The sequence below is a fragment of the Rhodopseudomonas sp. genome (assembly GCF_013377015.1).
Classification (GTDB): domain Bacteria; phylum Pseudomonadota; class Alphaproteobacteria; order Rhizobiales; family Xanthobacteraceae; genus JARJEH01.
In genome coordinates, this window is record NZ_JACABA010000002.1 from 1224493 (window position 1) to 1246344 (window position 21852).

Annotated in this window: 19 protein-coding genes; 12 read left to right on the plus strand and 7 right to left on the minus strand. The window is 58.1% G+C overall.

Features of this window, described 5'->3' with window-relative positions; all coding sequences use genetic code 11:
- Positions 1 to 211: 211 nt before the first annotated feature.
- Positions 212 to 1624: a hypothetical protein gene (locus tag HXX15_RS14285; protein ID WP_296516720.1), complete on the minus strand. Its 1413-nt coding sequence runs from the start codon at positions 1622 to 1624 to the stop codon at positions 212 to 214.
- Positions 1625 to 1903: 279 nt separating this feature from the next.
- On the minus strand, positions 1904 to 2194 hold the full coding sequence (locus tag HXX15_RS14290) for a hypothetical protein (RefSeq protein ID WP_296516721.1): 291 nt from the start codon (positions 2192 to 2194) through the stop codon (positions 1904 to 1906).
- 671 nt (positions 2195 to 2865) lie between these two features.
- Between HXX15_RS14290 and HXX15_RS14295 the strand changes: the two genes are divergently transcribed.
- From HXX15_RS14295 to HXX15_RS14345, 11 genes are all read left to right on the plus strand, one after another.
- Entirely contained in the window at positions 2866 to 3555 is a 690-nt protein-coding gene (locus HXX15_RS14295; RefSeq protein ID WP_296516722.1) for an RNA polymerase sigma factor, read from the plus strand.
- Positions 3556 to 3694: 139 nt separating this feature from the next.
- Positions 3695 to 4522, plus strand: a complete 828-nt coding sequence (locus HXX15_RS14300; protein ID WP_296516723.1) for a flagellin — start codon at positions 3695 to 3697, stop codon at positions 4520 to 4522.
- Between the two features lie 67 nt (positions 4523 to 4589).
- Positions 4590 to 6284: a flagellar filament capping protein FliD gene (gene fliD, locus HXX15_RS14305; RefSeq protein ID WP_296516724.1), complete on the plus strand. Its 1695-nt coding sequence runs from the start codon at positions 4590 to 4592 to the stop codon at positions 6282 to 6284.
- 2 nt (positions 6285 to 6286) lie between these two features.
- Complete coding sequence (locus tag HXX15_RS14310; protein ID WP_296516725.1) at positions 6287 to 6691, plus strand: flagellar export chaperone FliS; 405 nt, start codon at positions 6287 to 6289, stop codon at positions 6689 to 6691.
- A gap of 214 nt (positions 6692 to 6905) precedes the next feature.
- Complete coding sequence (locus HXX15_RS14315; RefSeq protein WP_296516726.1) at positions 6906 to 7316, plus strand: hypothetical protein; 411 nt, start codon at positions 6906 to 6908, stop codon at positions 7314 to 7316.
- A gap of 519 nt (positions 7317 to 7835) precedes the next feature.
- Positions 7836 to 8498, plus strand: a complete 663-nt coding sequence (locus tag HXX15_RS14320; protein ID WP_296516727.1) for a FlgD immunoglobulin-like domain containing protein — start codon at positions 7836 to 7838, stop codon at positions 8496 to 8498.
- A gap of 19 nt (positions 8499 to 8517) precedes the next feature.
- On the plus strand, positions 8518 to 9783 hold the full coding sequence (flgE, locus tag HXX15_RS14325; RefSeq protein WP_296516728.1) for a flagellar hook protein FlgE: 1266 nt from the start codon (positions 8518 to 8520) through the stop codon (positions 9781 to 9783).
- Between the two features lie 2 nt (positions 9784 to 9785).
- The gene (locus HXX15_RS14330) at positions 9786 to 10070 is read left to right on the plus strand and encodes a hypothetical protein (protein ID WP_296516729.1); all 285 of its coding nucleotides are present in this window, start codon (positions 9786 to 9788) and stop codon (positions 10068 to 10070) included.
- Positions 10070 to 10534 (plus strand): flagellar protein FlgN, encoded by a 465-nt coding sequence (locus tag HXX15_RS14335; protein ID WP_366558586.1) that lies wholly within the window; start codon positions 10070 to 10072, stop codon positions 10532 to 10534. The genes HXX15_RS14330 and HXX15_RS14335 overlap by 1 nt, the downstream gene beginning before the upstream one ends.
- A 24-nt stretch (positions 10535 to 10558) precedes the next feature.
- On the plus strand, positions 10559 to 12328 hold the full coding sequence (gene flgK, locus HXX15_RS14340) for a flagellar hook-associated protein FlgK (RefSeq protein ID WP_296516730.1): 1770 nt from the start codon (positions 10559 to 10561) through the stop codon (positions 12326 to 12328).
- A gap of 15 nt (positions 12329 to 12343) precedes the next feature.
- Entirely contained in the window at positions 12344 to 13255 is a 912-nt protein-coding gene (locus HXX15_RS14345) for a flagellin (RefSeq protein ID WP_296516731.1), read from the plus strand.
- 12 nt (positions 13256 to 13267) lie between these two features.
- On the opposite strand, the gene HXX15_RS14350 is transcribed toward HXX15_RS14345, so the two are convergent.
- Positions 13268 to 14025 (minus strand): IS5 family transposase gene (locus HXX15_RS14350; protein ID WP_296516732.1). Its coding sequence is split into 2 segments (ribosomal slippage): positions 13268 to 13686 and positions 13686 to 14025, totalling 759 coding nucleotides; the frame shifts between segments, so codons are not numbered across the junction.
- Between the two features lie 442 nt (positions 14026 to 14467).
- Here HXX15_RS14350 and HXX15_RS14355 point away from each other — a divergent pair.
- A complete protein-coding gene (locus HXX15_RS14355) occupies positions 14468 to 14995 on the plus strand; it encodes a hypothetical protein (protein WP_296516733.1) in 528 nt (175 codons plus the stop codon).
- Positions 14996 to 16652: 1657 nt separating this feature from the next.
- Here the strand turns inward: HXX15_RS14355 and HXX15_RS14360 are convergent.
- The 4 genes from HXX15_RS14360 to HXX15_RS14375 form a co-directional block, all read right to left on the minus strand.
- On the minus strand, positions 16653 to 17945 hold the full coding sequence (locus HXX15_RS14360; protein WP_296516734.1) for an ATP-binding protein: 1293 nt from the start codon (positions 17943 to 17945) through the stop codon (positions 16653 to 16655).
- Complete coding sequence (locus tag HXX15_RS14365) at positions 17942 to 18673, minus strand: response regulator transcription factor (protein ID WP_296516735.1); 732 nt, start codon at positions 18671 to 18673, stop codon at positions 17942 to 17944. Before HXX15_RS14365 ends, HXX15_RS14360 begins: the two co-directional genes overlap by 4 nt.
- Positions 18674 to 18901: 228 nt before the next feature.
- Entirely contained in the window at positions 18902 to 19624 is a 723-nt protein-coding gene (locus tag HXX15_RS14370; protein WP_296516736.1) for a Spy/CpxP family protein refolding chaperone, read from the minus strand.
- Positions 19625 to 19880: 256 nt separating this feature from the next.
- Positions 19881 to 21851, minus strand: a complete 1971-nt coding sequence (locus HXX15_RS14375; RefSeq protein WP_296516737.1) for a MacB family efflux pump subunit — start codon at positions 21849 to 21851, stop codon at positions 19881 to 19883.
- Position 21852 lies beyond the last annotated feature (1 nt).

The following is a 21852-nucleotide window of genomic DNA, read 5'->3' on the forward strand; positions in this document are numbered from 1 at the left end:
CTGCGGTCGAAAACGCAGTGGCAAAATGTTTCGCGAGTGAGGATAATGCGGAGGGGCATCGCGCATTCTCAGAAAAACGTATTCCACAATTCAGAGGTGTACAATAGCCTCTGTAGTCTGCTGAAAGCCGCGTGGCTAATAACCCAGCAGAGTCCAACGTCGAGATGACCAGCACGGGAGAGACGCGTCGGTCGGTCCCGGCATCAGTCGTTCATTCGTTGTACGCAGGCAGTAGGGGACGCTTCAGGAATCCGCGATATTTGCCGCTGTTTTTCAATCTCCCGCTGGGGAACTGATATTTAATCCCCGAAACCTGACGGCCACCCGAGGCGATCCTGACGGCGTCAAACATGTCCTCCTTACTGAAAGCGTCAGGTGCGAGGCGCTCGGACGGATCAGTCACCAGCACCCAGGTGCCGTCTTCGATTTGCAGCACGGCTTCTACTTCTTTATTCCAGGCGCAGAGTACGACCTCCATTTGGGAGAAGCCTCCCGCGTTGCTTGCATACGCCTGCGCGGCCGCCTCGATGGCGCTGCCGACGCTTTGGGTATCGGCGTCCAGCACGTCACGAATGAGCACGGTGATCGGTCCACGCGCTCCAGTGACGCCCTGCATGATCAGATGGGCTTCGGGCGCCTGATGTCTCCCGAACCGACGGGCCTGCTGGAACGGCAGCGTGAAATATGCCAACGGAGACTGAGGCCTGCTGACGGGATCGTACAGAACAACGGCATTGCGATGGGAGGCAGGGAGTCCTGCCGGACGCCAATAGGTGTCAGGTAGCCATGCCGTTTCGAGCTGGCGCTGCGAAGATACGAGAATCCAGGCCTGATCCAACAGGAAGGATTCCGGAAGATTCGCATGGTCACGGGTCAGTCGCCGCCACATGTCCAGCAAGGCGCGTGCTGCCTCGGTCTGATGAAAGAACATCACGCCGGTCTCCATCTCGCCGGACGAGTGCCTGTGGATCGCGAAGTCGCAACCTATGGATTGAGGCAGCAGGGGATGCTGACGAACCCTCGCGTCCGGATCGATCCAGAAGATCGGAAGATTGCTCCGTTCCCATTGACGAATGATGAAATCGATCTTGGGAAGGCTGCTCGTCCCCGCCAGCATTTCCTGGCTTGGGCCTTCGACAACATGGTCGAGGCTCAACCGATCCAGGTCCTTCGTTAGCGTCGCCGCCCTTTCCCCATTTATGAGACCGCTTCGGAACAACGAAGTGAACAGCGTTTCTTCCTTACGGTAGAAGCCGGTCGGCACGGACAATGGCTTTGCACCACCCCACCAGACCTGATGCGGAGCCGTCGGTCCCTGTGAACCTATCGAGCCGTATGGGTGAAGCTTCGACTTGAGGAAATCGAATGCGGGGTTTTCGCCGAACGGAATGATTACGATAGAATTCTCGTGCAGCGAACTGACCAGCAGCTCCATGCGCGGTGCGGAGGCTGAATTCAGCACGACTACCGGCACGCCGGGCTCCGTCACGCCGCTGGCGCCGTCCCACAACACGGCTTCGCGGTAACGCTGAAGTAATTGAAGAAGGCGATGGCGCTGGATGGACCCCAACCAAATCCCGGCGGCTTCACGTTCTTTCAATATTCTGTCGATAGCGTCGCTCATGTGCGCGGACCTTCTTGCTGAGTATCGCTATTGATACGGCAGGCAAGCGAAATTCAGGCGGCTGCAAGCGTTTTGCCATTGGGACGCAATGACCAGGTGGTGCCGCAGGGATGTCAAGCCGACGCTCACGATCGTAACCGGCGCGATCTGGGGCGGAATCATGACGATCAGCGCTCCGTCTTCCTCGGTCGTGCAGAAATACCGACCGCTCCGAACTAACCCAGCGGTGGTCACGTGCTGTGGCGCGAGTTTCATGACCCGGTCAGGAGCAATGCTTTCTCAAAGCTGGCCCTCGGGCGCAGGAACGGTCCGGCGATCGCGCCCTCCCTTGCCGGTCTGACGATAGGCAGCACGATGGTCCGAGCAGCCATACGCTGTACAATCCGGATTCGCAGGCGGAGATCGCCGAACCCGGTCCGATAGTATTCCACCTGAACGGAACGATTGCTGGATGCCGTCGAAATAGCCGAGATCGATCAGAACGAGGTCGCGGCGGTAGTCGAAATTCGGAATCTTCTGTCGCAGGTAGAGAAGTAATTCTGCCCCGAGGTCGGCGGCCACCGACGTCATCTTTTTCGATCAAATCGGGAGCACTAACCAGATAGGGTCCTGGGTGCGGGTGCGTAGCATGAAAGTATCGAAGATATCGAAGGAGATTTATTGCTTCCGAATGTTTCCAATTGTGGCGCAATAGTTCTGAAGTTTGTACATTCAATTCAAAATCCTCCGCCCGCCCGTTTCCGATTGTTGCCAGGAAATCAGGCGCAATGATCGCGCGGTACAGAGAGTTTGATCATTCGTGTTTCGGCGATTCAAAATTGCGCTTAGATTTAAAAAGCTGATTCGGAAAGAATTACCGAGCGGCTTGGGACGTCCGACTCTCGATGCTTGGCAACGAACGTCGGAACGTCTGTGCAAGATCGTCGGCGCGGCGCGTCAGATAGTTGCGTCGCGTGTCGTGTTTCTGGGGAATTCGGGAGCTGGATGGTGTTGTGGCGTGGGCAAGGGCTGCGATCTTCGAGATCGTCGGCGAAGATCCTGATCGGCCTGGCGGCTTCGTCGCCGCGCCGGGCCGATGCGACGGGAGCCGGCATGTTTTGCCCAGAGGCAGGCAGTAAATTCCCACTAAGATATTGTGAGATAAGCCAAAATTGTCCGCCGGATTTGCTGCGCTCGTGCGTTCAAGAGACTGAAGCCATCCGAATTGAATATCTGCGGGCGTGGCTGATCGGGAGATGGGGATGGCGTATGCGCTCGATATCTGCGCTCCAGTCGATGTAGTGCCCACCGTGATGGCAGAGTCGGAAGCTGTTTCACCAAGCTTGGCCGCCGGGATGGCGGGCGAAGAAGTCGTGCGGTTGCTGCTACCGGATGAGGACGAAGAGCTTCTCAAGCGGCTTGCTGACAACGATGAAGCTGCGTTTCGGCAACTCGTGGAACGCCACATCGATCGCGCATTCGGAATTGCTCTTCGCATCGTCAGAAGTCGAGCGGATGCGGAGGATGTTGTCCAGGATGCGATGCTAAAAGTCTGGAGTCATCGCGGGCAATGGCAGCACGGACGCGCGAAGTTCTCGACATGGCTCTACCGGGTCGTCACCAACCGCTGCATCGATCTGTACCGGCAGCCGCGCACCGACAATGTCGACGCTGTTCCGGAACCCGTGGACACCCAGCCGGACGTCGTTAGCGCGATGCAGCGCGAAGAGGTCACGCAGATGCTGGAGAATGCAATGCAGCGGCTGCCTGATCAGCAGCGGGTTGCGGTTATTCTCTCGTATCATGAGAATATGAGCAACGGCGAAATCGCAGAGGTGATGGATACGACTATCGCGGCGGTTGAGTCGCTTCTCAAGCGCGGCCGTCAGCAACTTCGGGAATTGCTCCGACGTCACGAGCGGGACATCCGGCATTTGTTTACCGATTGCTAACCATAATTTCCCGACCGCGCACAAAGCCCGCCTGAATTCCGAGTGCTCGCACGTTCTAGATGCGGACGGGGGCTGACCTACGTCCGGGATTCAATCCGTTGATGCGGCAATATCGCCGGTCATATCGAGGATCAAATACATGCCCGTCATTTCCACCAATACCGCGGCGAACTCGGCCGTGCGTTACCTCAATATCAACTCGGCGCAGGAGTCGAGTTCGCTGGCCAAATTGTCGAGCGGTTCGAAAATCAACCAGGCGTCTGACGATGCCGCTGGTCTCGCGATCTCGACGCGTATTTCATCGGACGTCACGGCGCTGCAGCAGGCGGCGACCAATGCTTCGCAGGCGACATCGATCCTGCAGACCGCAGACGGCGGCGCCTCGAACATCAGCGACATTCTTTCGCGGATGAAGTCGCTGGCATCGGAGTCGTCCTCAGGTACCGTGACTGATAGCAGCCGCGCCTATCTGCAATCCGAGTTCTCGCAGCTCAGCAACGAAATCGACAGCATTGCGAAGGGCACTCGCTACAGTGGGCAGTCTCTCCTCGACGGCACCAGCCCATTCGCCGGCACCGGCTCATCGATTCTGGTCGGATCGAGTTCGACAGATACGATTACCGTCACCCTCTCCGATCTGACATCGGCGACGCTCGGCACCACTGCACTGGATATCAGCACGCAGGCGGGGGCAACCTCGGCGCTTACGACGCTCGACACCGCGATCGACAAGGTCTCATCGGCACGTGCGTCGATCGGTGCCCAGGAGTCGAGATTCAATTTCAGCGCCAGTTCGATCTCGACTCAGTCGGAGAACCTGAAGTCGGCCAACTCAGCCATTACGGACGTGGACATCGCCGCGGAACAGTCGAAGTTGTCTTCGGCCAAAGTCAAGACCCAGGCAGCGGTTTCCGCGGAAGCCGCCGCGAACGAGCTGCCGCAATATCTTCTGAAGTTGCTCGGTTAACGCCAACGCCAACCGGGGGCCGGCGTCGAGCGCCGGCCCGTGGTTTCCGTGAACCGGAGGTTTTGCCATGTCGTCGGTAAGCAGCACGACTTCCTCATCCAGCACGAGCTCCACAAATTCAACCACGACGTCGGGGACCAAAACGACCTCCAGCGTCGATTGGACGGCGTTGATCAAGGCGCAGGTCGACGCCAAAGAGGCCCGGGCGACGACGATCCAGACCAAGATCACCAGCAACCAGGCCAAGATCTCGGCGTACCAGAGCCTGCAGTCGTCGCTGAGCACCCTCGCTACCGCGGCGAGTTCGCTGAGCAATTCCATCCAGAATTCGCTGTCTTCCAGCGTGTTCGCGACCAGATCGGCGACGATCTCCTCGACCGGCGACGTCAGCGCGAGTTCGGCGCTGTCGATGTCGGTCGCCAACGGCGCCGCGACGGGCGATCACACACTGCAAATCGAGCAGATCGCGACCGCACAAAAGGTCATCGGGTCGTCGGTGTCGGATCAGACCGCGAGCCTGGGTTATACCGGGATCTTTTCGATCGGTTTGGCCGGCGGGTCCAGCGCGAACATCTCGATCAGCAGCGGTATGACGCTTCAGGACGTGGCCGATGCGATCAACAACCAGACCTCGACGACCAATGTGCAGGCGTCGATCATCCAGGTGTCGAGCAACAAATTCGAAATGGTGCTGTCGGGGACAAAGGACGCGGCCGACATCCAGACCAGCAGCGTCTCCGGCGACGACGTTCTGAACAAGCTCGGCATCACCGACAGTTCCGGAGCATTCACCGACGTGTTGCAGACTTCGCAGGCGGCCAAACTCAAGCTGGACGGAGTTGAGCTGACGCGCGATACCAACGACATTACCGACGTGCTGAGCGGCGTAACCTTCAATCTTCTGCAGAGCACGACAACCGGAACCAGTCTGAACATCAGCATCGGCACCGACACCAGTCAGATTCAGACGGGGCTGCAGACGTTCGTGACCGACTACAATTCTCTCCGTGACTCCGTCACCGCCCAGCAGCAGACCAATTCGGACGGCACAGCATCATCCAGTTCGGTGTTGTTTGGCGACGCGACCATGCGTGATATCATGACGCGGGCCGAACAGGCGCTGAACATCTCGGTGGGGGGGATGTCGCTCAGCAGCCTTGGGCTGTCCTTCAACACCAAGAACGAACTCGAACTCGACACCAGCAAGCTGTCGACGACGCTGTCGAGCAATCTCGACGGGGCGATATCGCTGCTGGCCGCCAAGACCACGACATCGTCGAGCGATCTCTCGGTGGTCAATACCGGAAGCTCCGCCCCGGCTTCCTTCAACCTCGATCTATCCGTGGACAGTTCCGGCAATCTCACCTCGGCGGCCATCGGGGGAGACAGTACGCTGTTCACGGTCAGCGGGCATATGATCGTCGGCAATTCGGGGACGGCCTATGCCGGCATGGCATTCACCTATTCCGGGTCGACCTCCAAAACCATCACGATCACTTCGACCTCGGGTATCGCCGCGCAAATCTACAACATTGCAAAGACGGATTCCAACACCAGCAACGGCTCGCTCCAGAAGCTGATCGAGAATCTGACCACGCAGGACGACACAATGCAGACGCAGGCTGACGACATCATGTCGAGGGCGGCGGCCTATCAGACGGCATTGAAGAATCAGTACGCGAAATACCAATCCGCAATTGAGTCCGCGAATTCGACTTTGGATTATCTCTCCGCCCTCCTGAACACCAGCTCGAGTAACTAGTCATGCAGAATTCGACAGCCTATCAGGCGACTCAGGCCTACCGCAGCGCCTCCGTTGCTGTGCCGCCGCTGAAAGCGCTGATCATGCTCTACGACGGCACCATCATGTTCCTTCAGAAGACAATCACCGCTTCCGAAGCCCGGCGGTTCGAGGAAAGCCATCAGCATATGATCCGCGCCACGGCGATCTTGCGGGGCCTCAGCCACGGCCTCAACTTCGATCGCGGCGGCGCCATGGCCGAACAGTTGCACTTGACCTACCACGCATTGATCCTGGCATGCTTGCGGTCGTTTGGTCGTCCGGATGCGCCGGAATGCTATCGTCGCATCATTGCAAGCCTCGCTGAACTGCGAGATGCGTGGAAATTCGTCGCGGTCGAGACCGCGAAGCCTGCCGGGGCCGCGTAGATTCGGTGCGCCTTCAGGCAGCCCGTTTGACGGCGGTGACTGGATACCGCGATCTGTTGTTGCCAGATCCTGGGCAGATCAACCGGTAATCCGGGCAATTCGGGGTCGAAAACCCGTTTCCAACAGCTGTTTGCGGTTGAAAAAGGCAGGTCGCAGCCATGGCGGCAGGCTGTGATTGCCAAGTCGCCCCTGCCTCCCGTAAAAACAGGACAACATGGTCGGGTTGCGAAAACAGGTCTTGTCGCCAATGAAAATTGCAGATTTTGCGGATCTGCTCGATCGGCTCGGGGAGGACATGTCCAGCTGGCCTGTGCCGCAGCAGCAGGCCGCGGCCGATCTCCTGCGGTCCTCAGCCGAAGCACGTTCAGCCCTCGCGGAGGCGAGGCTCCTGCGGCAAGCCTTGTCCGCTCCCCCGATTCGTGCGGAGGCCGGACTCACCGAACGGATCATGCAGGGAGTGCGTCAGGGTGGCGCCGAGCCCGTCGAAACGGAGCCGGACGCATCACAGCCAGAACCAACGAAGCCCGAGACGCCTCCCGCCGCACCCTCAAGCGACTCGGGCAGCGAGCAGGCCTCGGATGTCCTGAAAACCGCAGCAGAGTGTGTCCGGCAGTTTATTTTTTAGCAACCGGTTGACACCTTCGTCGGCCTCGATCGATTGCGACGCAAAGATTGCGTCGTTGCGACCCGGAAAATTTTGACCACTGCGAGTAACATCTTCGTCGGGTTCATTCGGCGAGATCCTCGACGATCTGCTCTCCATCATTGTCGTCCATGTTCGCCGAACGGCATATCCGAGAGCCTTTGGTCAGGCGCGTCCAGAAAATCCAGGCGGTTTTCAAATCACATCCGTTGCACACGTCGCCAACGTGATCGCGTCACCGGCGGTCGACGCAGAACTGCGCGATCCAGACTAGGCAATTCCTGACCAGCACGCGGCGCACATCTGCCGACCGCGCGGCCTGAAGCCCCGTCAATCGAACCCGGCGCGTTGCGCAAAATTGCAGATGACCGCCGACATCGGTGCGCGAAAACCCTGCCTGATTTCGGAGCGGCGTCCGTTTCAACAAGGAGCGGAATTAAGCGATCCCCGGAGCCGCCTGCCAAATTTCGTACTGCGCCCGGAAGCGAATTGGAGCCTGCCATGAGTGTCTCTGCAACGACTGCAACCACTGCAACAGCAACCACGGCGTCCTCGTCATCGTCTTCAACGTCGAGCCTAACGTCACAGGATTTCTTGAAACTACTCGTCAGTGAATTGCAAAACCAGAATCCGCTCGATCCCACCAAGACCACTGACTTCGTCAACCAGCTCACATCGTATTCGAATTACGAACAAACCTCCACGCTCAACACCAATCTGAATTCGTTGGCAACGTCCTTCAACAGTCTTCTGACGCTGAGTTCCACCAACTATATCGGTCACGCGGTCGAGGCTAAGGGCGATACCACAACGCTCAGCAACGGACAGGCGACGTTCGGCTATTCACTAAAGTCCGCAGCCGAAAGCGTCACGCTCACCGTCAAGGATTCCTCCGGTAGCACCGTTTGGTCCGGCAGCGGATCGACATCGTCCGGAAAAAACAGTTTCACGTGGGATGGAAAAGATTCGAACGGCACGCAGCTCAGCGACGGCGGCGACTACACGCTCTCGGTCGCCGCAACAGATTCGAGCGGCAACTCCGTCTACGACTACACCACGGTCTCGGGCAAGGTCACCGGCGTCGACAGCTCGAGCGGGACGACGGAGCTGACGATCGGAAGCCGTTCTGTGAAGACCAGCGACATCATCGCAGTCACCTCCTAAAAACATTCGGAGTTACATTATGAGTCTGTCAGGTGCGCTATCTTCCGCGATTTCGGCATTGAACGCGCAAAGCCAATCGCTTTCAATGATCAGCGACAACATCGCGAACTCCCAGACCAAGGGCTACAAGACCACGACGGCGAATTTCGAGGATCTTGTGACGAATACGTCGAGCTCCGCCTCCTATGCGTCGGGCGGTGTCGCGACGAGATCGCGATCGAATATCTCGGAGCAGGGGCTTCTGTCATCGACAACGAGCGCTACCGATGTCGCTATCCAGGGTAACGGATTTTTTGCCGTCAGCACTTCGAAGTCGGGAGGAGCCACGCTCTATACCCGGAATGGCGCCTTTACGACCGACGACAGCGGCTATCTCGTCAACAATGGGAACTATCTGCAGGGGTGGCGCACCGATGCGTCCGGCAAGGTGATCGGAAGCGAGAGCAGCGATAGCCTGGTGTCGATCAATACAAGGGTAGCCGAGACGAGCGGGAGCGCGACGACCAAGACGACTGTAGCGGCAAATTTGCCAGCGGACGCCGCAGTGGGGGACACGTTCAACAGCTCGATGTCCGCTTACGACTCGTTGGGAACCGCAAATACCGTTCAGGTGACCTGGACGAAGACTGCCGGCAACACCTGGTCGGCCAGCTTCGGAAATGCCACGCTATCCTCGGATTCGACAAAGACCACGGGAACCACGAGCGGTTCGGTTTCGATTGTGTTCAATAGCGACGGGTCTCTGGCCAGCACGACCCCGAGTCCGGCGACGATCAGCATCAGCGGATGGACCGACGGCGCGGCCAACAGCTCCATCGCGCTGAATCTCGGCACGGTCGGCAAGACCGACGGTCTGACCCAATATTCATCCGGCAAGAGCTCCCCGAGCATCGATACCACCAGTATCACGTCCGATGGCCTCGCCTACGGCAAGCTCAGCAGCGTCAAGGTCGGCGACGACGGCACTGTCAACGCGACTTATTCAAACGGTCAGACGATTGCGATCTACAAGATTGCGGTTGCGACGTTCACCGCTCCGGATCAGATGCAAGCCGGAACCGGCGGCGTGTACTCAGCCACAGTCAATTCTGGCGGGGCGGTCCTTCAAGAATCAGGCAGCAACGGCGCCGGAACGATCCACGGCAGCGAGCTGGAGGCGAGCACAACGGACACCAATACCGAATTCAGCAACATGATCTCAGCGCAACAGGCCTATTCGGCCGCGTCGCAGGTCCTCACGACCGCGAACAAGATGTTCGACACGCTGCTTTCGGCGGTACGGTAGACATGAAGCAGCCCAATCTCGAAAGCGACGAACAATTGCTGCTCAGGCTGCGTCGCCTGGAGATGGACGTCACGGCCGCCGCGTCTTCCGGCGACCGGAGGATCTTGCTGACGCTGCAGAGCGACTTGCTGTCGCTTCTGACGGTGCTGAAGCGAAGGTCTGACCGGGTAGCGGCCGAAATTAATGAGGCGAACGCGCAGTTCGATGCTGCCACGGCCTATGCGCGTTGCGCGACCCTAGGTCGTGGAATGTCCAAGGCGCAAACGATGATCAAGTCGAAGGAGTAATGGAGATGATGTACCAAACGCCGTCGCGACAGGAAGTCCCGGTTAGCCCCGGGGACAGCATCGAAGATCTGTTGAAGCTGATCGACGCGCTGATAGCGGTCGTGAGCGAGGAAAACGCTGCCCTTGCGAAAGGACTCCCGGCATCGCAATCGCGCCATACGCAGATGAAGATCCAGCTGGGCGATCAGTTCGAAAAATGGGTGATCGACGTTTCGATGCGCAAGGTCTTGCTGTGTTCGCCCAACAGGGCCCTGCAGGAGAGGGTTCTGCAACGGATCGGGTCGCTGAGCGTCGCAATGGACGAGAACGTGATCCGGCTACGAGCGGCAATCGCGGCAAGCCAGCGTAGGATCGATGCGGTCATGGCTGCACTCCGTGAACAGATGTCAGAATCCTCGCCGTACAATGCCACAGGACGCATCAACGCTCACTCGGCTTGCTATGGAATAAAGATACAAATCTGAATTCACGCACCCGGAGTAGTTAGCGTGTCCCTCGATATTGCCAGCAGGATTGCCGTCAGCAGCTTGATGACGACGCAGGTGCAGATGAGTGTCGCTTCGGCGAACATCTCCAACGCCGATACCAATGGCTATACCGAAAAGGCCGCTAACCAGGAGTCCGTTGTCAGCGTCGGAACCGGGGCCGGGACTACGATCAGCGGGATCACCAGCAACGTCGACAAGCTGCTCCTGAAATCGCTCTCCGCGGCGAACTCTGACCTCGGCGCCGCCGAGACCCGCAATAGCTATCTTGATCAACTCCAGAACCTCTATGGCAGCAGTGGGTCGTCGAGCAGTTCCGGAACTTCCATCGCCAACACCATTGCCTCGCTAGAGGCCGCGATATCGTCGCTGTCCAGCACGACCAACAGCGCGTCGCTGCAGTCCAACGTTGTCAGCACGCTGGACAGCGTAGCCTCCCAGTTGCGTGAGACGTCGAGCGAAATTCAGAATCTGCGCGGAAACGCCGACAAGGACATCGCGTCCTCGGTCGACGACGTCAACCAACAGCTGAAGTCGATCTCCGATCTCAATGCGGAGATCAAGCAGACCAAGGCGGCCGGTCAATCGACCGCCGACCTCGAAGACAAGCGGAACACCGCCATGCTGGATGTGGCGTCGAAGATGAATGTGAGCTATTTCGTTTCCTCCAGCGGCGATATGCAGGTCTACACCACGTCCGGGCAGGTGCTCGTCGACAGCTCCGCCCATAAATTGAGCTATACGGCGGCTTCCTCGGTGACGGCGAGCACGACCTACAGCGCGACGTCGTCCAGCGGCCTGAGCGGCATCACGGTCAATGGCGTCGACGTCACATCGCAGATCACGTCGGGAAAAATCGGCGGCCTGATCAACTTGCGCGACACGGTTTTGACGGGTGCGCAAGCCCAGCTCGACCAGTTGGCAAATCAGCTTTCGGACAGCTTGAATACCGTCCACAATCAGGGCACTTCGATTCCGCCGCCGTCCACGCTGACCGGCACGGCGACCGTGAGTTCGTCGACGGCGCTCTCCGCTTCGGGGACGGTTCGGATCGCCATGGCGGACCAGAAGGGAAACCTCGTCTCCTATCAGGATCTCGATTTGTCGACCTATTCGACGGTCGGCGACCTGGTTTCCGGCATCAACGGCATTTCCGGGTTGAGCGCCTCGATCGATTCGAACGGGCACGTCGTGATCGCCAGCACCAGCAGCAGCAACGGCGTCGCGATCAACGAAATGTCGAGCAAGGTCGGCTCGAGCGGCGCGGGCCTTTCCGATGCGCTCGGTCTCAACGATCTCGTGACCGGTACCGGAGCATCGAATTTCGCGGTGCGTAGCGATATTCTCTCCAATTCGGGCCGACTGGCCGTGTCGACCCTGGATTCGTCGACGTCCCTGACGACCGGCCGTAGCGTGCTGAGCTCCGGCTCGACCAAGGTCGTCGATAATCTCTATTCCTCGCTGACGGCATCGAACAGTTACGGCGCGGCCGGCGGACTTGGCGCGACCAGCGGGTCGGTTTCCGACTACGCGTCCGCCATCGTATCGAGCGCGGCGTCGAAAGCGTCGGAAGCGAAAAGTACCTATACTTCAAAGGAGACTGCCCAATCGACATTCTCCAGTGCGATGTCGTCGCAGTCCGGCGTCAATCTGGACGAGGAGACCGCGCGTCTCAGCACCCTTCAGAATCAGTACAGTGCGGTATCGGAATTGATAAAGACGATCAATGCGATGTTCTCGTCGCTACTTGATGCCGTCAAGAGTTCCCACTAACCGGATCAATCAGCGATGGCGATGCGAGTGGCCACTTTCGGGATCAGCGAGCAGATGATTGCGTCCGCGCTTCGGACGCAGAGTATCATGGCCGAGAAGCAGACCCAGGAATCGTCCGGCTCCGTCTCGTCGGATTTCGGCGGCTATGGGTCATCGACCCAGCAGATTCTCAACCTCCAGGTCTCCGTGACCAGGTCGCAATCCTACATCGACGCTGCGACGCAAGCGGACAGCAAGCTTCAGGTCATGTCGTCGACGGTGAGTTCGATCGCCGACCTGCTCACTGAATTCCGGAGCTTGCTGACCAGCGCTTCCAACTCCGCGAGTACGAATTCCGCGAGCGTCAAACAGTCGGCGCAGGATATGCTCACGCAGATGAGTTCTCTATTGAACACCCAATACGACGGCGCCTACCTGTTCGGCGGTTCGCGGGCCGATCAGGCACCGGTGGACGTCTCGAGCGCGACCTACGCCACCTCGACGTCGCCATCCTCCGTGAACACCAGCTACTACCAGGGCGACGACCAACTCGCGTCGGTCCGGGTGTCCGACAGACAGACCGTGAACTACGGGGTATCGGCCGACAATACCGCATTCGAGCAGGGGCTGCGCGCCATGAATCTGGTCGCCAACAATTCGCCGCTGTCGAGCACCACGTTGAGCGAAGCGTTGGATCTGACCACCAGCGCGGTCGATGCCGTCGGGGTGGTGCGGAGCGGGATTGCCAATTCGGCCTCGTCGATCGAGACGGCCAGTTCGCATCAGACGGATTACCAATCCTTTGCCAAGGATCTCGGCAGCAGTCTGACCAGTGTCGACGTCGCCGCCGTCACAGCCCAGTTGTCGACCTATCACACGCAATTGACGGCGTCCTACAGCGCGATCTCGAAGATCCAGAGTCTGAACCTCGCGAGCTATCTGCATTAGGGTGCAGACTCATTAAATCCACCATACCAGAGCTGCGGCGAGGCAGACAGAGGCGAGGTAGTTTCGCGCCAGCCTGTCGTAGCGGGTTGCGATGCGGCGGTAGTCCTTCAGCCTGTTGAAGGCACTCTCAATGCGCCAGCGTAGCTTGTAGAGGCGCTTTGAGAAGCTGTACGGTTGCTTGCGATTGCTGCGGTTTGGGATGACCGGCTTGGTTCCGTGTTCATCCAGCTCCTCGCGCAATTCGGCGCTGTCGTAAGCCTTGTCGCCGAGTATGCGCTTCGACGGCTTGACCCTGCGGATCAGGCGCTCTGCGACCGGACAGTCGTGCGCTTCACCGCCGGTCAACAGAATGGCGATCAGGCGCCCCTTAGCATCTGCGAGTGCGTGTATCTTCGTGTTGCGCCCTCCGCTCGAACGGCCAAAAGCCTGCTTCTGCTCCCCCCTTTTCCGCCCGATGCCGAGCGATGCGCTTTGACGTGGGTGGAGTCGATCATCTGCGTGTCCGTCGCTCGACCATTGCCGGCGAGCTCCCGGAACAGATTTTCCCATATGCCGCGCCGCGCCCACCGAGCGAAGCGATTGTAGACTGTCGTAGGAGGCCCGTAGGCTTCAGGACAATTGGACCAGCGGCAGCCGCTTTTCAGCACGTGTATGATGCCGCTAATGATGCGGCGATCCTCCTGTCGCTCGACGCCACGCGCATCGGTTGGCAAGTGAGGCTCGATCCGCTGCCACTGCTCGTCGCTCAGCCAAAACAAATTCCCGCTCACGATCCCAATCCTTCCCTAAAGAGAATCAGTATCGTATTGTCACAGCAGAAAAATTAATGAGTTCTCCCCCTAGTTGTCGTGGCAATTGCAGCTGGTGTTTCGGAACGGGATGATCATCGGCGCCGATTTCGGCTGCGGTGATGTGCATGGCGCCGCGGCGAAAAGCGCCGAGCGAATGGCCCGATGCGCTTGAATGACTGGGAATCGATGCGCATCGGGCTTCGTTACCGAACGTCAAGGGGTTTAGACGTTTGGCGAACCAACCGTAACGGGTCCCTGTTTCTGGGATATTGCCGCTCCGCGACGTTTAGTCATTTTCCGTGTCTGGCCTGCCTAAGCCGAACGAGTTTCGTTTCCCTGGATGGTTTTTGTTTCTCTTGCTGCTCGGATGCTTGCATCGGCATCCGCCAGGTGTTTGTGTTTCCGGACTGGAGACTGACCGGTGAACATCACGCCTGCGAGGATAGAATCAATGTTTCGGTCTGGAGCAATCATCTGCCGCATTCTTCAGTGCGCGATCTCGATAACAATGTTGTTGATCTCGCCGGCGTGCGCGCAGCAGAGTTTCGATAACGTCGCGGGTTCCTGGTCAGGCAGCGGCTCAATGAAGCCTTCGGATGGGCCGCGTGAGAGGGTCCGGTGCAAAGTCGACTACATCATCAAGAATGCGGGTCAATCTGTAAAATTGAATCTGCGCTGTGCCAGCGATGCTTACAAAATGGAGTTGAGCGCCAATATTGATCAAATTGGCAATATGCTTTCGGGTAACTGGTTTGAAAGCCAGTATCGCCAAGGCGGCAAGATTTCGGGAAAAAACGATAACGGTCTTATCGAGGCGAAGGTCGAGAGCGATACGATCACTGCCTTGCTGACAGTCCGAACAAAGGCGAATCGTCAATCATTTGTCATGGAATCGCCTGGAGCGTGGGTTTCGCAGGTTTCTATTGACCTTTTCCGGGACCAAAAATGAGCGGGCGGATAGTCTGCTTGGGAGGCATTCCGACGGTTCCTGCGAGACCGTGAACATGTAGCGTCTTTCAGGGACCGTTCAGCGCCGCTTTCGATCAACGTCTTGGCATGGTTGAACCGATCAGCGGTCGAAATCCTTCACCGCGGAGCGCTATTACAGGGAAAAGCCTCCTTTAGGCTATACAGCAGCGAAAGTGCGAGCTGCGAACCCCCTGCGTCGGCGCCCCTCTTGCGTGCCCAACGCATCACAACGTCGCTCGCCCGCTCAAAAGTCAGAACTGGCGGCATTCCACCCAAGCAAAATAGCTTGTCTTCTAACGACATGTTGTAGGCGACGAGCCCGTCCTTTATTCCTTCGAAATATGCCTTGTTGAAATTCAAATCTCGCTCAGCATCTTCGGATGCTGAAATTGTTCTATCGTTACCGTCTGTGCGTTTGCGCCAAAGCACGAGAGCGCGCCTGATAGCAGGGTCGCCAATGCAATCAGCGGGATACGTTGAAAATTCCCCATCTCTCCGAAGTCTCCCGCTGTATACGCGATTAGAATCTACTCTTGGCGCGAATTGTTTGAAGCAACCCGAAGGGGGGCAAGCACCAAAGATGGTTTTGTTGGAGCCACTCGGTCGCTACCAAGCCTCGCGGGATACGTAATCCGCCTCTTCTTCGGCCGTCGCGCGCCGATAGACCCATTTGTCGTCGAGTTTGCATCTCATGACGAGGTCACAGGTTGAGGTTCCGTCGGGTAATGGCGCTGCACCGAACATTGGCAGATGGAACTGCCATTCTTCTTTCGAGTTGGGGTTTCGAAAATTTCTGAACACTAGAGGTCCATTGAGTGCGGGTTCTGAGCGATAACAACTCAAAGCGTCGTGCCCCTCAAGGGGAAATTCTTAACGAATTGTCGCCCCTGATTTCCGAGGGGTTCGTTCTGTTACCACTTGGTTGCCGCGTCATCGCCATTCTGTGACGCTGAACAGTTAAGTGCTGGGTAAGCAGCGATTTAGGAGACGACCGGCAACATGGGTCGATTGGGTCGAATGCGCGGCCCTCGCGAGGCAGGGCCTATCGCAGTGTTTCGTTTGGGCGCGGATGCGCCTGAGTCGGCTCAATTCCGCATATAGCAACAACCAGCACGGGAGCCCTTTGCAGAGTTGAGTACCGCTTCCATCACTTCGTGGTCTGCGCATGGAGTTCCTCACAGCGTGGACAGCGACCACATGATTGACAAGCTGAGCAGAAGGGAAGGACGGAATTGCTATCGGGCACGACAACCGCGCAAGATTTCAAAGTGGCCGGAAATATTCCGGACATCTGGCGGCCGTTTCGGTTGCCGATCTGTTGTCGTCTTGCAGCACGTCGTCAACGAGCAGTTCATCACCAACGGATGGCTCGTCGTCCACTAACGGCTCGTCCTCTACAAGCACCAAGTCGGACGTCAGCAATATCCTGAAAGAATTTCTGAATCTCCTGCAGGAGTCGCAATCATCGGCGACCACCTGCGGAGCGAACGGTTCGACCTCGGCATCCCTGAGCGTGTTGCTGTTGAATTACCAGGCCTGACCGCCTCGTGACGCGCTGCCGCTTTGATCGTCCTGCCCGAAGGGCGGATGATCGGGGCTTCACCGGGCATCAGGGGGATTTGGTCGCGATCCGGCGCTTAGGCGGCATCCGTGAACATTCGTCCGACAGCCTGCGATTGCTGCTCAAGGCATCGGGGAAACCTGATTTCCTGCCGCAAACCTCCGGAGGCTCTGTTTGTTAGAATAATTTCGCCGCCGTGGCGTCCAACGATCTCCTTGGCGATTGCAAGTCCGAGACCCGCACCCGGAATGGGCTGTTGTCGGGCCGGGTCGATACGAAAGAACGGTTCGAAAACCCGGTCAATGACCGCGGCGGGAATTCCCGGTCCGTTGTCCTCGATCACGACAATGGCCCAATCTTGTCTTGCCTCAACAAAAACCTTGCAACCTTTGCCATGGGTCGCGGCGTTGGTTAGAACATTTCTGAGCACGCGAGTGATTGCGAGGGGCGCGGCTCGGATGAGCGCCGGTGTAGAGTCGACAAGTTCAATCGTCAGACCGGTCGCAGCCAATTCCTCGACGGCAGTCTCCGTCAACTTGTCAAATCTTACCGATTCGTCGCTTTTTCCTCCGACTTCCTCGTGAACGAGTTGGATCGAGCTATCGGCAATGCGACGAAGCTCATCCAAGTCCCGAAACCATGCGGATTGCTCCTGGTCCGGCAAGAATTCCGCTCGGATCCGCATCCGGGTGATTGGCGTTCGCAAGTCGTGTCCTGCTGCTGCGACCAGTCGCATACGGCTTTCCATCGCTGCTTTCAAGTTGGCGGTCAGGCGATTGAGCGCGCGCGCTGTGGCCTTCACTTCGGCAGGCCCGGTTTCGGGAAGGACTGCCATCTGCCCGCTCTGGGAAATCGTGCCTGCAACGCCTTCCAGCAGTGCCAGTGGGCGGGCCACCCAATGAGCAACTGCAAGGGCGATGGCAACTGCGCCGGTAATGATAAGGCTGATCCAACTGCCCAAAGCGAACCAAGGCGCACCGAAATGTGGTTCATCGGGGATCGGCAGCTCGAACCAGCGATGACTTGGCAGCTCGACCGACACTGCCGCCAAATCGCGGTCCGCAGGTTTGGTTACAACGACCCGGTTATAGAGTCCCTTATCTCGAAGCGTTTTCTGAAGAATCTGTGTAGTTAATTCACGCTGCGCACCTTCTGTCGGCGCATCCAATAGTCCGGCTGGATGCGAGGTGTTGGATTGCAGGCTCTCAAAAAGTGGAATCAGCATCCGGATCTGCAGCGCAGTCGGTTGAGCGAATTTTTCCGGCTCGCGCGGGCCAATGACAAAGATTGTCGCGGATGTAGCAAGTCCGACGACCGCGACAATTGAAATAACGAGGACAAGAGCAATCCGTATCCGTAAGCTATTCACGATTGCGCCCCGACGATCTCTACCGACGCACTAAACTGATAGCCGCCATTGCGCACGGTCTTGATCACGTCCTCGCTGCCGTTATCTCGCAGTTTACAGCGAATCCGGCTCATCAGAACATCGATCGATCGGTCGAATGGGTCCGAATTGCGCCCGCCAGTGAGGTCGAGCAATTGTTCGCGAGACAGCAGCCGCCCCGGGCGGGAGAGCAAAGCGTGCAGCAGATCGAATTCAGCGCCGGTCAGATTGATCTCTTGCCGGTTGCCGTTGGTTATGCGACGCCGCACCACTTCCACTTCGAAGCCGGCGAATTTGTAGACCCGATTGTCTGCCGGAGCTCCGGCGATGTCTTGCTGTCTCCGCAGTACAGCGCGGATACGTGCGACCAGTTCGCGTGGATTGAAGGGCTTCCCGAGATAGTCGTCCGCGCCGAACTCAAGCCCCAGAATGCGATCGACGTCTTCCGTGAGTGCCGTAAGTAGGATTATCGGAAGGGTGGATCTTTGCGCCCGCAAGTCACGGCACATATCCAGGCCGGAGCCATCCGGAAGCATCACATCCATGACTGCCAAATTTATCGTGCTTGAGGCCACGGCCTTCCGGAAACTCTTCAAATCCGGAGCCAGGGAAACCTTGAAGTCCTGACTCGCGAGATATTTACCCAGCAGATTGCGGATCTCAAGGTCGTCGTCCACCACCAGGATGTGGGATTCTCGTTTTTCGCTCATGACGCTTCAACCATGACTTTCGGGTTTGATTGGCGCCAAAATCTACCCGACAACTAAGGCCAATGATGGGAGGTCCATTCGCGCTTCAGCAATATTTAGAAACAATAAGGGGCGGCGGGGGCTCTTTTTCTCAAACAGATCCGATAAAACTGTTCCCCTTAAGGCAAAGGAGGCTGCAGCGCCGAACTCGCGGTGCAACCTCCAGGCTTGCCAATTTCGTCGAGCCAATCAAAACGGCGGAAACGGGGGCGGTGCGTCAAGCGATGTACGCTGGTCGGGCGTAAGCTGTCCGACCAGCTGCTGCATTGGCGTCTTGATCGCGCGTATCAAATCAAGTCTGGCAGCGAGTTGCTTCTCCAAAAAGTCGGAACGCTCAATGATGCCCGGGGGTCCGGCGATTTCATTCGGTAGGGTTTCGCATATGGCGCGCAATTTTCCGATCGACACATCCAGAGCATCCTCGACGGCCTTCCATGCCACCTTTTGGCTATCGGAAAGCTGAAGCTTGCTTTTTGTGTAACCGTAGATGCCCATCTGTCGGTTAATGTCTTCAAGACAAGCTGTTCTGGGAGCAAGCTTCGGTGGAGGTCCTTCGGGAAGTCCGGGTGCACCGGCCGGAAATAGCGGACGGCCCATCACGCCGGCGAGGCGACCTTCCGGAAAATCCGGCCGGGGCATGAATTGGACCGTCCTGATTTTATCGCTTTTGCTCGAAGCCTCCCGCGGTACGTTCTCCGAAGAGCTGGAGCCGCCATCGCCGGCTCTAACAGATGAATCATCTCTGAGGCGCGCCCCGTCTTTCGAGGCAATTAGTTGTTGTTGAAGACCGAGCATGTCATCTGGAAGCGGTGTGGCTCCGACAACCCCTGCGATGATGGGAAATGCAATGACGCCGAGGAAGAGCATCACTGGTAAGTGAGCGTAGCGAGTATCTTCATTTGGTCCCAGCATGACTGCTTCTCCTGCTACTGTCATGCGCTAATCTGTCGTCATTACGTTTCTGCAGTTTTTCTCATTTATTGCAGTATGAGAACGGCTTTTGGGGAGCTGTCGCCCGTTGCGGGTAGCATTCTTCATCTCTTCAGGGGCCATGGATCGCCCTGATAGTTTTTTGCGTTGCGGCAAAGCAAGGTTCCGATGACAAGCTGATTTTCGTGAGGCGACGAGGTGAAAAGTGTCTTTTGCCCATCGCGCTTCGTGGTATCCGCTAATCCCTGGATAAGGCGGCCGAGGGATCGAGAAAGGACGCCTGGCGCGCCGGCAGGTAACCGAAGACCACGCCAATTCCAGTCGAGCACAGAAACGCAGCGACAATCGAGATCCAGGAAAAACTCAGTTGGAACTTCGGGACGAGAGCATTGAACGCCGCGCCAAAACCCAGGGCGACGCTGACGCCCAGCGCGCCGGCGACGAAACATACGATCGCCGCCTCGATCAGGAACTGCTGCAAAATGTCGCTTCGACGGGCGCCTACTGCCATGCGGACGCCTATCTCTCCGATGCGCTCGGAAACAGTTACCAGCATGATGTTCATGACACCGATGCCGCCCACGAGAAGCGAGATGACGGCAATCGCCACAATCATCAGAGTCAGCGTTTCGGTTGAACTGGTGATCGTCTTGCGTATGTCGTCGGTATTGAGGATTACGAAATCCTTCAGGCGGTGCCGTAACATCAGGAGGCGAATAACTTCCTGTTCGGCATCGTCGGTGGCGGCGTTGTTGTTGACCCGCACCAGGATGCTGCGTAGCGATGAACTGCCGAGAAACCGGGCCTGGACGGTGGTGTAGGGTAGATAGACTGAGAGGTTTTGGCTTGAACCGAACCCGCCCTGTTGCTGCTGCGTGACCCCGATGACGCGGCATGGCACCTTGCCGACCAGAATGACTTTCCCAATCGGACCGTCGGGGTCATCGCCGAAAAACGTCTGGCGGGTGTTCTCGTCGATGACAACGTCTTGCTTCATGTCGCGCACGTCGGCCGCATCGAAAAACGCGCCCGCCGCCAGCTTGGTACCCTTGACGCTGAAATACTGTTCGCCGACGCCGTTGATGAGGGCGCTGGCTTCAAGCGGCCCGGAACGCAGCGTGGTGCTGGTGGAAACGGTCGGCGTTACCCCGTCGACGTAGGCCTGCTGCAGCAGTGCCTTGGCGTCCGCGATGACCAGGGTCCTGACCTTGGTGGAGCGCACGTCCCCCAGATCCTTGCCAGGAAATATCTCGATCGTATTGGTGCCCAGACTGCTGATGTCGGAAAGCACTTTTTGCTTGGCAACGCTGCCGAGCGCGACGATGGAGACCACGGACGCAATGCCGATAATGATGCCGAGCATGGTCAGGAAGGTACGGAGCTTGTGCGCGGCCATGGAGAGCGTGGCCATGCGGAACACTTCAGTGATGTGATCCAGCAGTCGCCAGGACCAAAGCGCGGGCGTCCGGACGATCTGCCCTGCCGCGCTCGCCCCGGACCTCATCGTCTCTGCGGCGACGGACTTCGTCACCCGGTCGGAAACGATGATCCCGTCGCTCAGGTCGATGATGCGGCCGGCCCGCGCGGCGACAGCTGCGTCGTGAGTTACGATGATGATCGTCTTGCCCTCGGCATGCAACTCGTCGATAATCCGTAGGACTTCCTCGCCACTGTTTTTGTCCAAAGCCCCGGTGGGTTCATCGGCGAGAATCACGGTGGCGCCGTTCATGAGCGCCCGTGCAATCGAGACCCGCTGTTGTTGTCCGCCGGATAACTGGTTGGGCCGATGGCCTGCGCGGTCGGACATGCCCAGCCGGGCAAGCAGTTCGGTGGCTCGGGCGCGACGTTTCTCACGCGCCTCGCCGGCGTAGATCGCGGGGATTTCGACGTTGCCGACCGCGGACAATTCCGTCAGCAGATGATAGCGCTGAAAGATGAATCCGAAATGTTCACGCCGCAAGGCGGCCAGTTCATCGGCAGTGAGCGAGGCCGTTTCGTGTCCGGAAATCCGGTAGCTGCCCGAGGTCGGACGGTCCAGACAGCCCAGGATGTTCATCAACGTCGATTTACCGGATCCCGATGCGCCCGTTATGGCCACCATTTCGCCGGCCCTGATCGTCAAATCGATGTCCTTCAGGGCAACAACGCTTCCCCCGCCGGATGGAAACTCCCGGCGCAATTTGCTTAGAACGATCACGGGATTGGACATC

Coding starts and splice junctions, on each gene's coding strand:
- HXX15_RS14290 (WP_296516721.1), bottom strand. CDS start 2,194: ATGACGTCGGTGGCCGCCGACCTCGGGGCAGAATTACTTCTCTACCTG.
- HXX15_RS14310 (WP_296516725.1), top strand. CDS start 6,287: ATGCAGAATTCGACAGCCTATCAGGCGACTCAGGCCTACCGCAGCGCC.
- flgE (WP_296516728.1), top strand. CDS start 8,518: ATGAGTCTGTCAGGTGCGCTATCTTCCGCGATTTCGGCATTGAACGCG.
- HXX15_RS14315 (WP_296516726.1), top strand. CDS start 6,906: ATGGTCGGGTTGCGAAAACAGGTCTTGTCGCCAATGAAAATTGCAGAT.
- HXX15_RS14375 (WP_296516737.1), bottom strand. CDS start 21,851: ATGTCCAATCCCGTGATCGTTCTAAGCAAATTGCGCCGGGAGTTTCCA.
- HXX15_RS14345 (WP_296516731.1), top strand. CDS start 12,344: ATGGCGATGCGAGTGGCCACTTTCGGGATCAGCGAGCAGATGATTGCG.
- HXX15_RS14295 (WP_296516722.1), top strand. CDS start 2,866: ATGGCGTATGCGCTCGATATCTGCGCTCCAGTCGATGTAGTGCCCACC.
- HXX15_RS14330 (WP_296516729.1), top strand. CDS start 9,786: ATGAAGCAGCCCAATCTCGAAAGCGACGAACAATTGCTGCTCAGGCTG.
- fliD (WP_296516724.1), top strand. CDS start 4,590: ATGTCGTCGGTAAGCAGCACGACTTCCTCATCCAGCACGAGCTCCACA.
- HXX15_RS14300 (WP_296516723.1), top strand. CDS start 3,695: ATGCCCGTCATTTCCACCAATACCGCGGCGAACTCGGCCGTGCGTTAC.
- HXX15_RS14285 (WP_296516720.1), bottom strand. CDS start 1,624: ATGAGCGACGCTATCGACAGAATATTGAAAGAACGTGAAGCCGCCGGG.
- HXX15_RS14370 (WP_296516736.1), bottom strand. CDS start 19,624: ATGCTGGGACCAAATGAAGATACTCGCTACGCTCACTTACCAGTGATG.
- HXX15_RS14365 (WP_296516735.1), bottom strand. CDS start 18,673: ATGAGCGAAAAACGAGAATCCCACATCCTGGTGGTGGACGACGACCTT.
- HXX15_RS14335 (WP_366558586.1), top strand. CDS start 10,070: ATGGAGATGATGTACCAAACGCCGTCGCGACAGGAAGTCCCGGTTAGC.
- HXX15_RS14320 (WP_296516727.1), top strand. CDS start 7,836: ATGAGTGTCTCTGCAACGACTGCAACCACTGCAACAGCAACCACGGCG.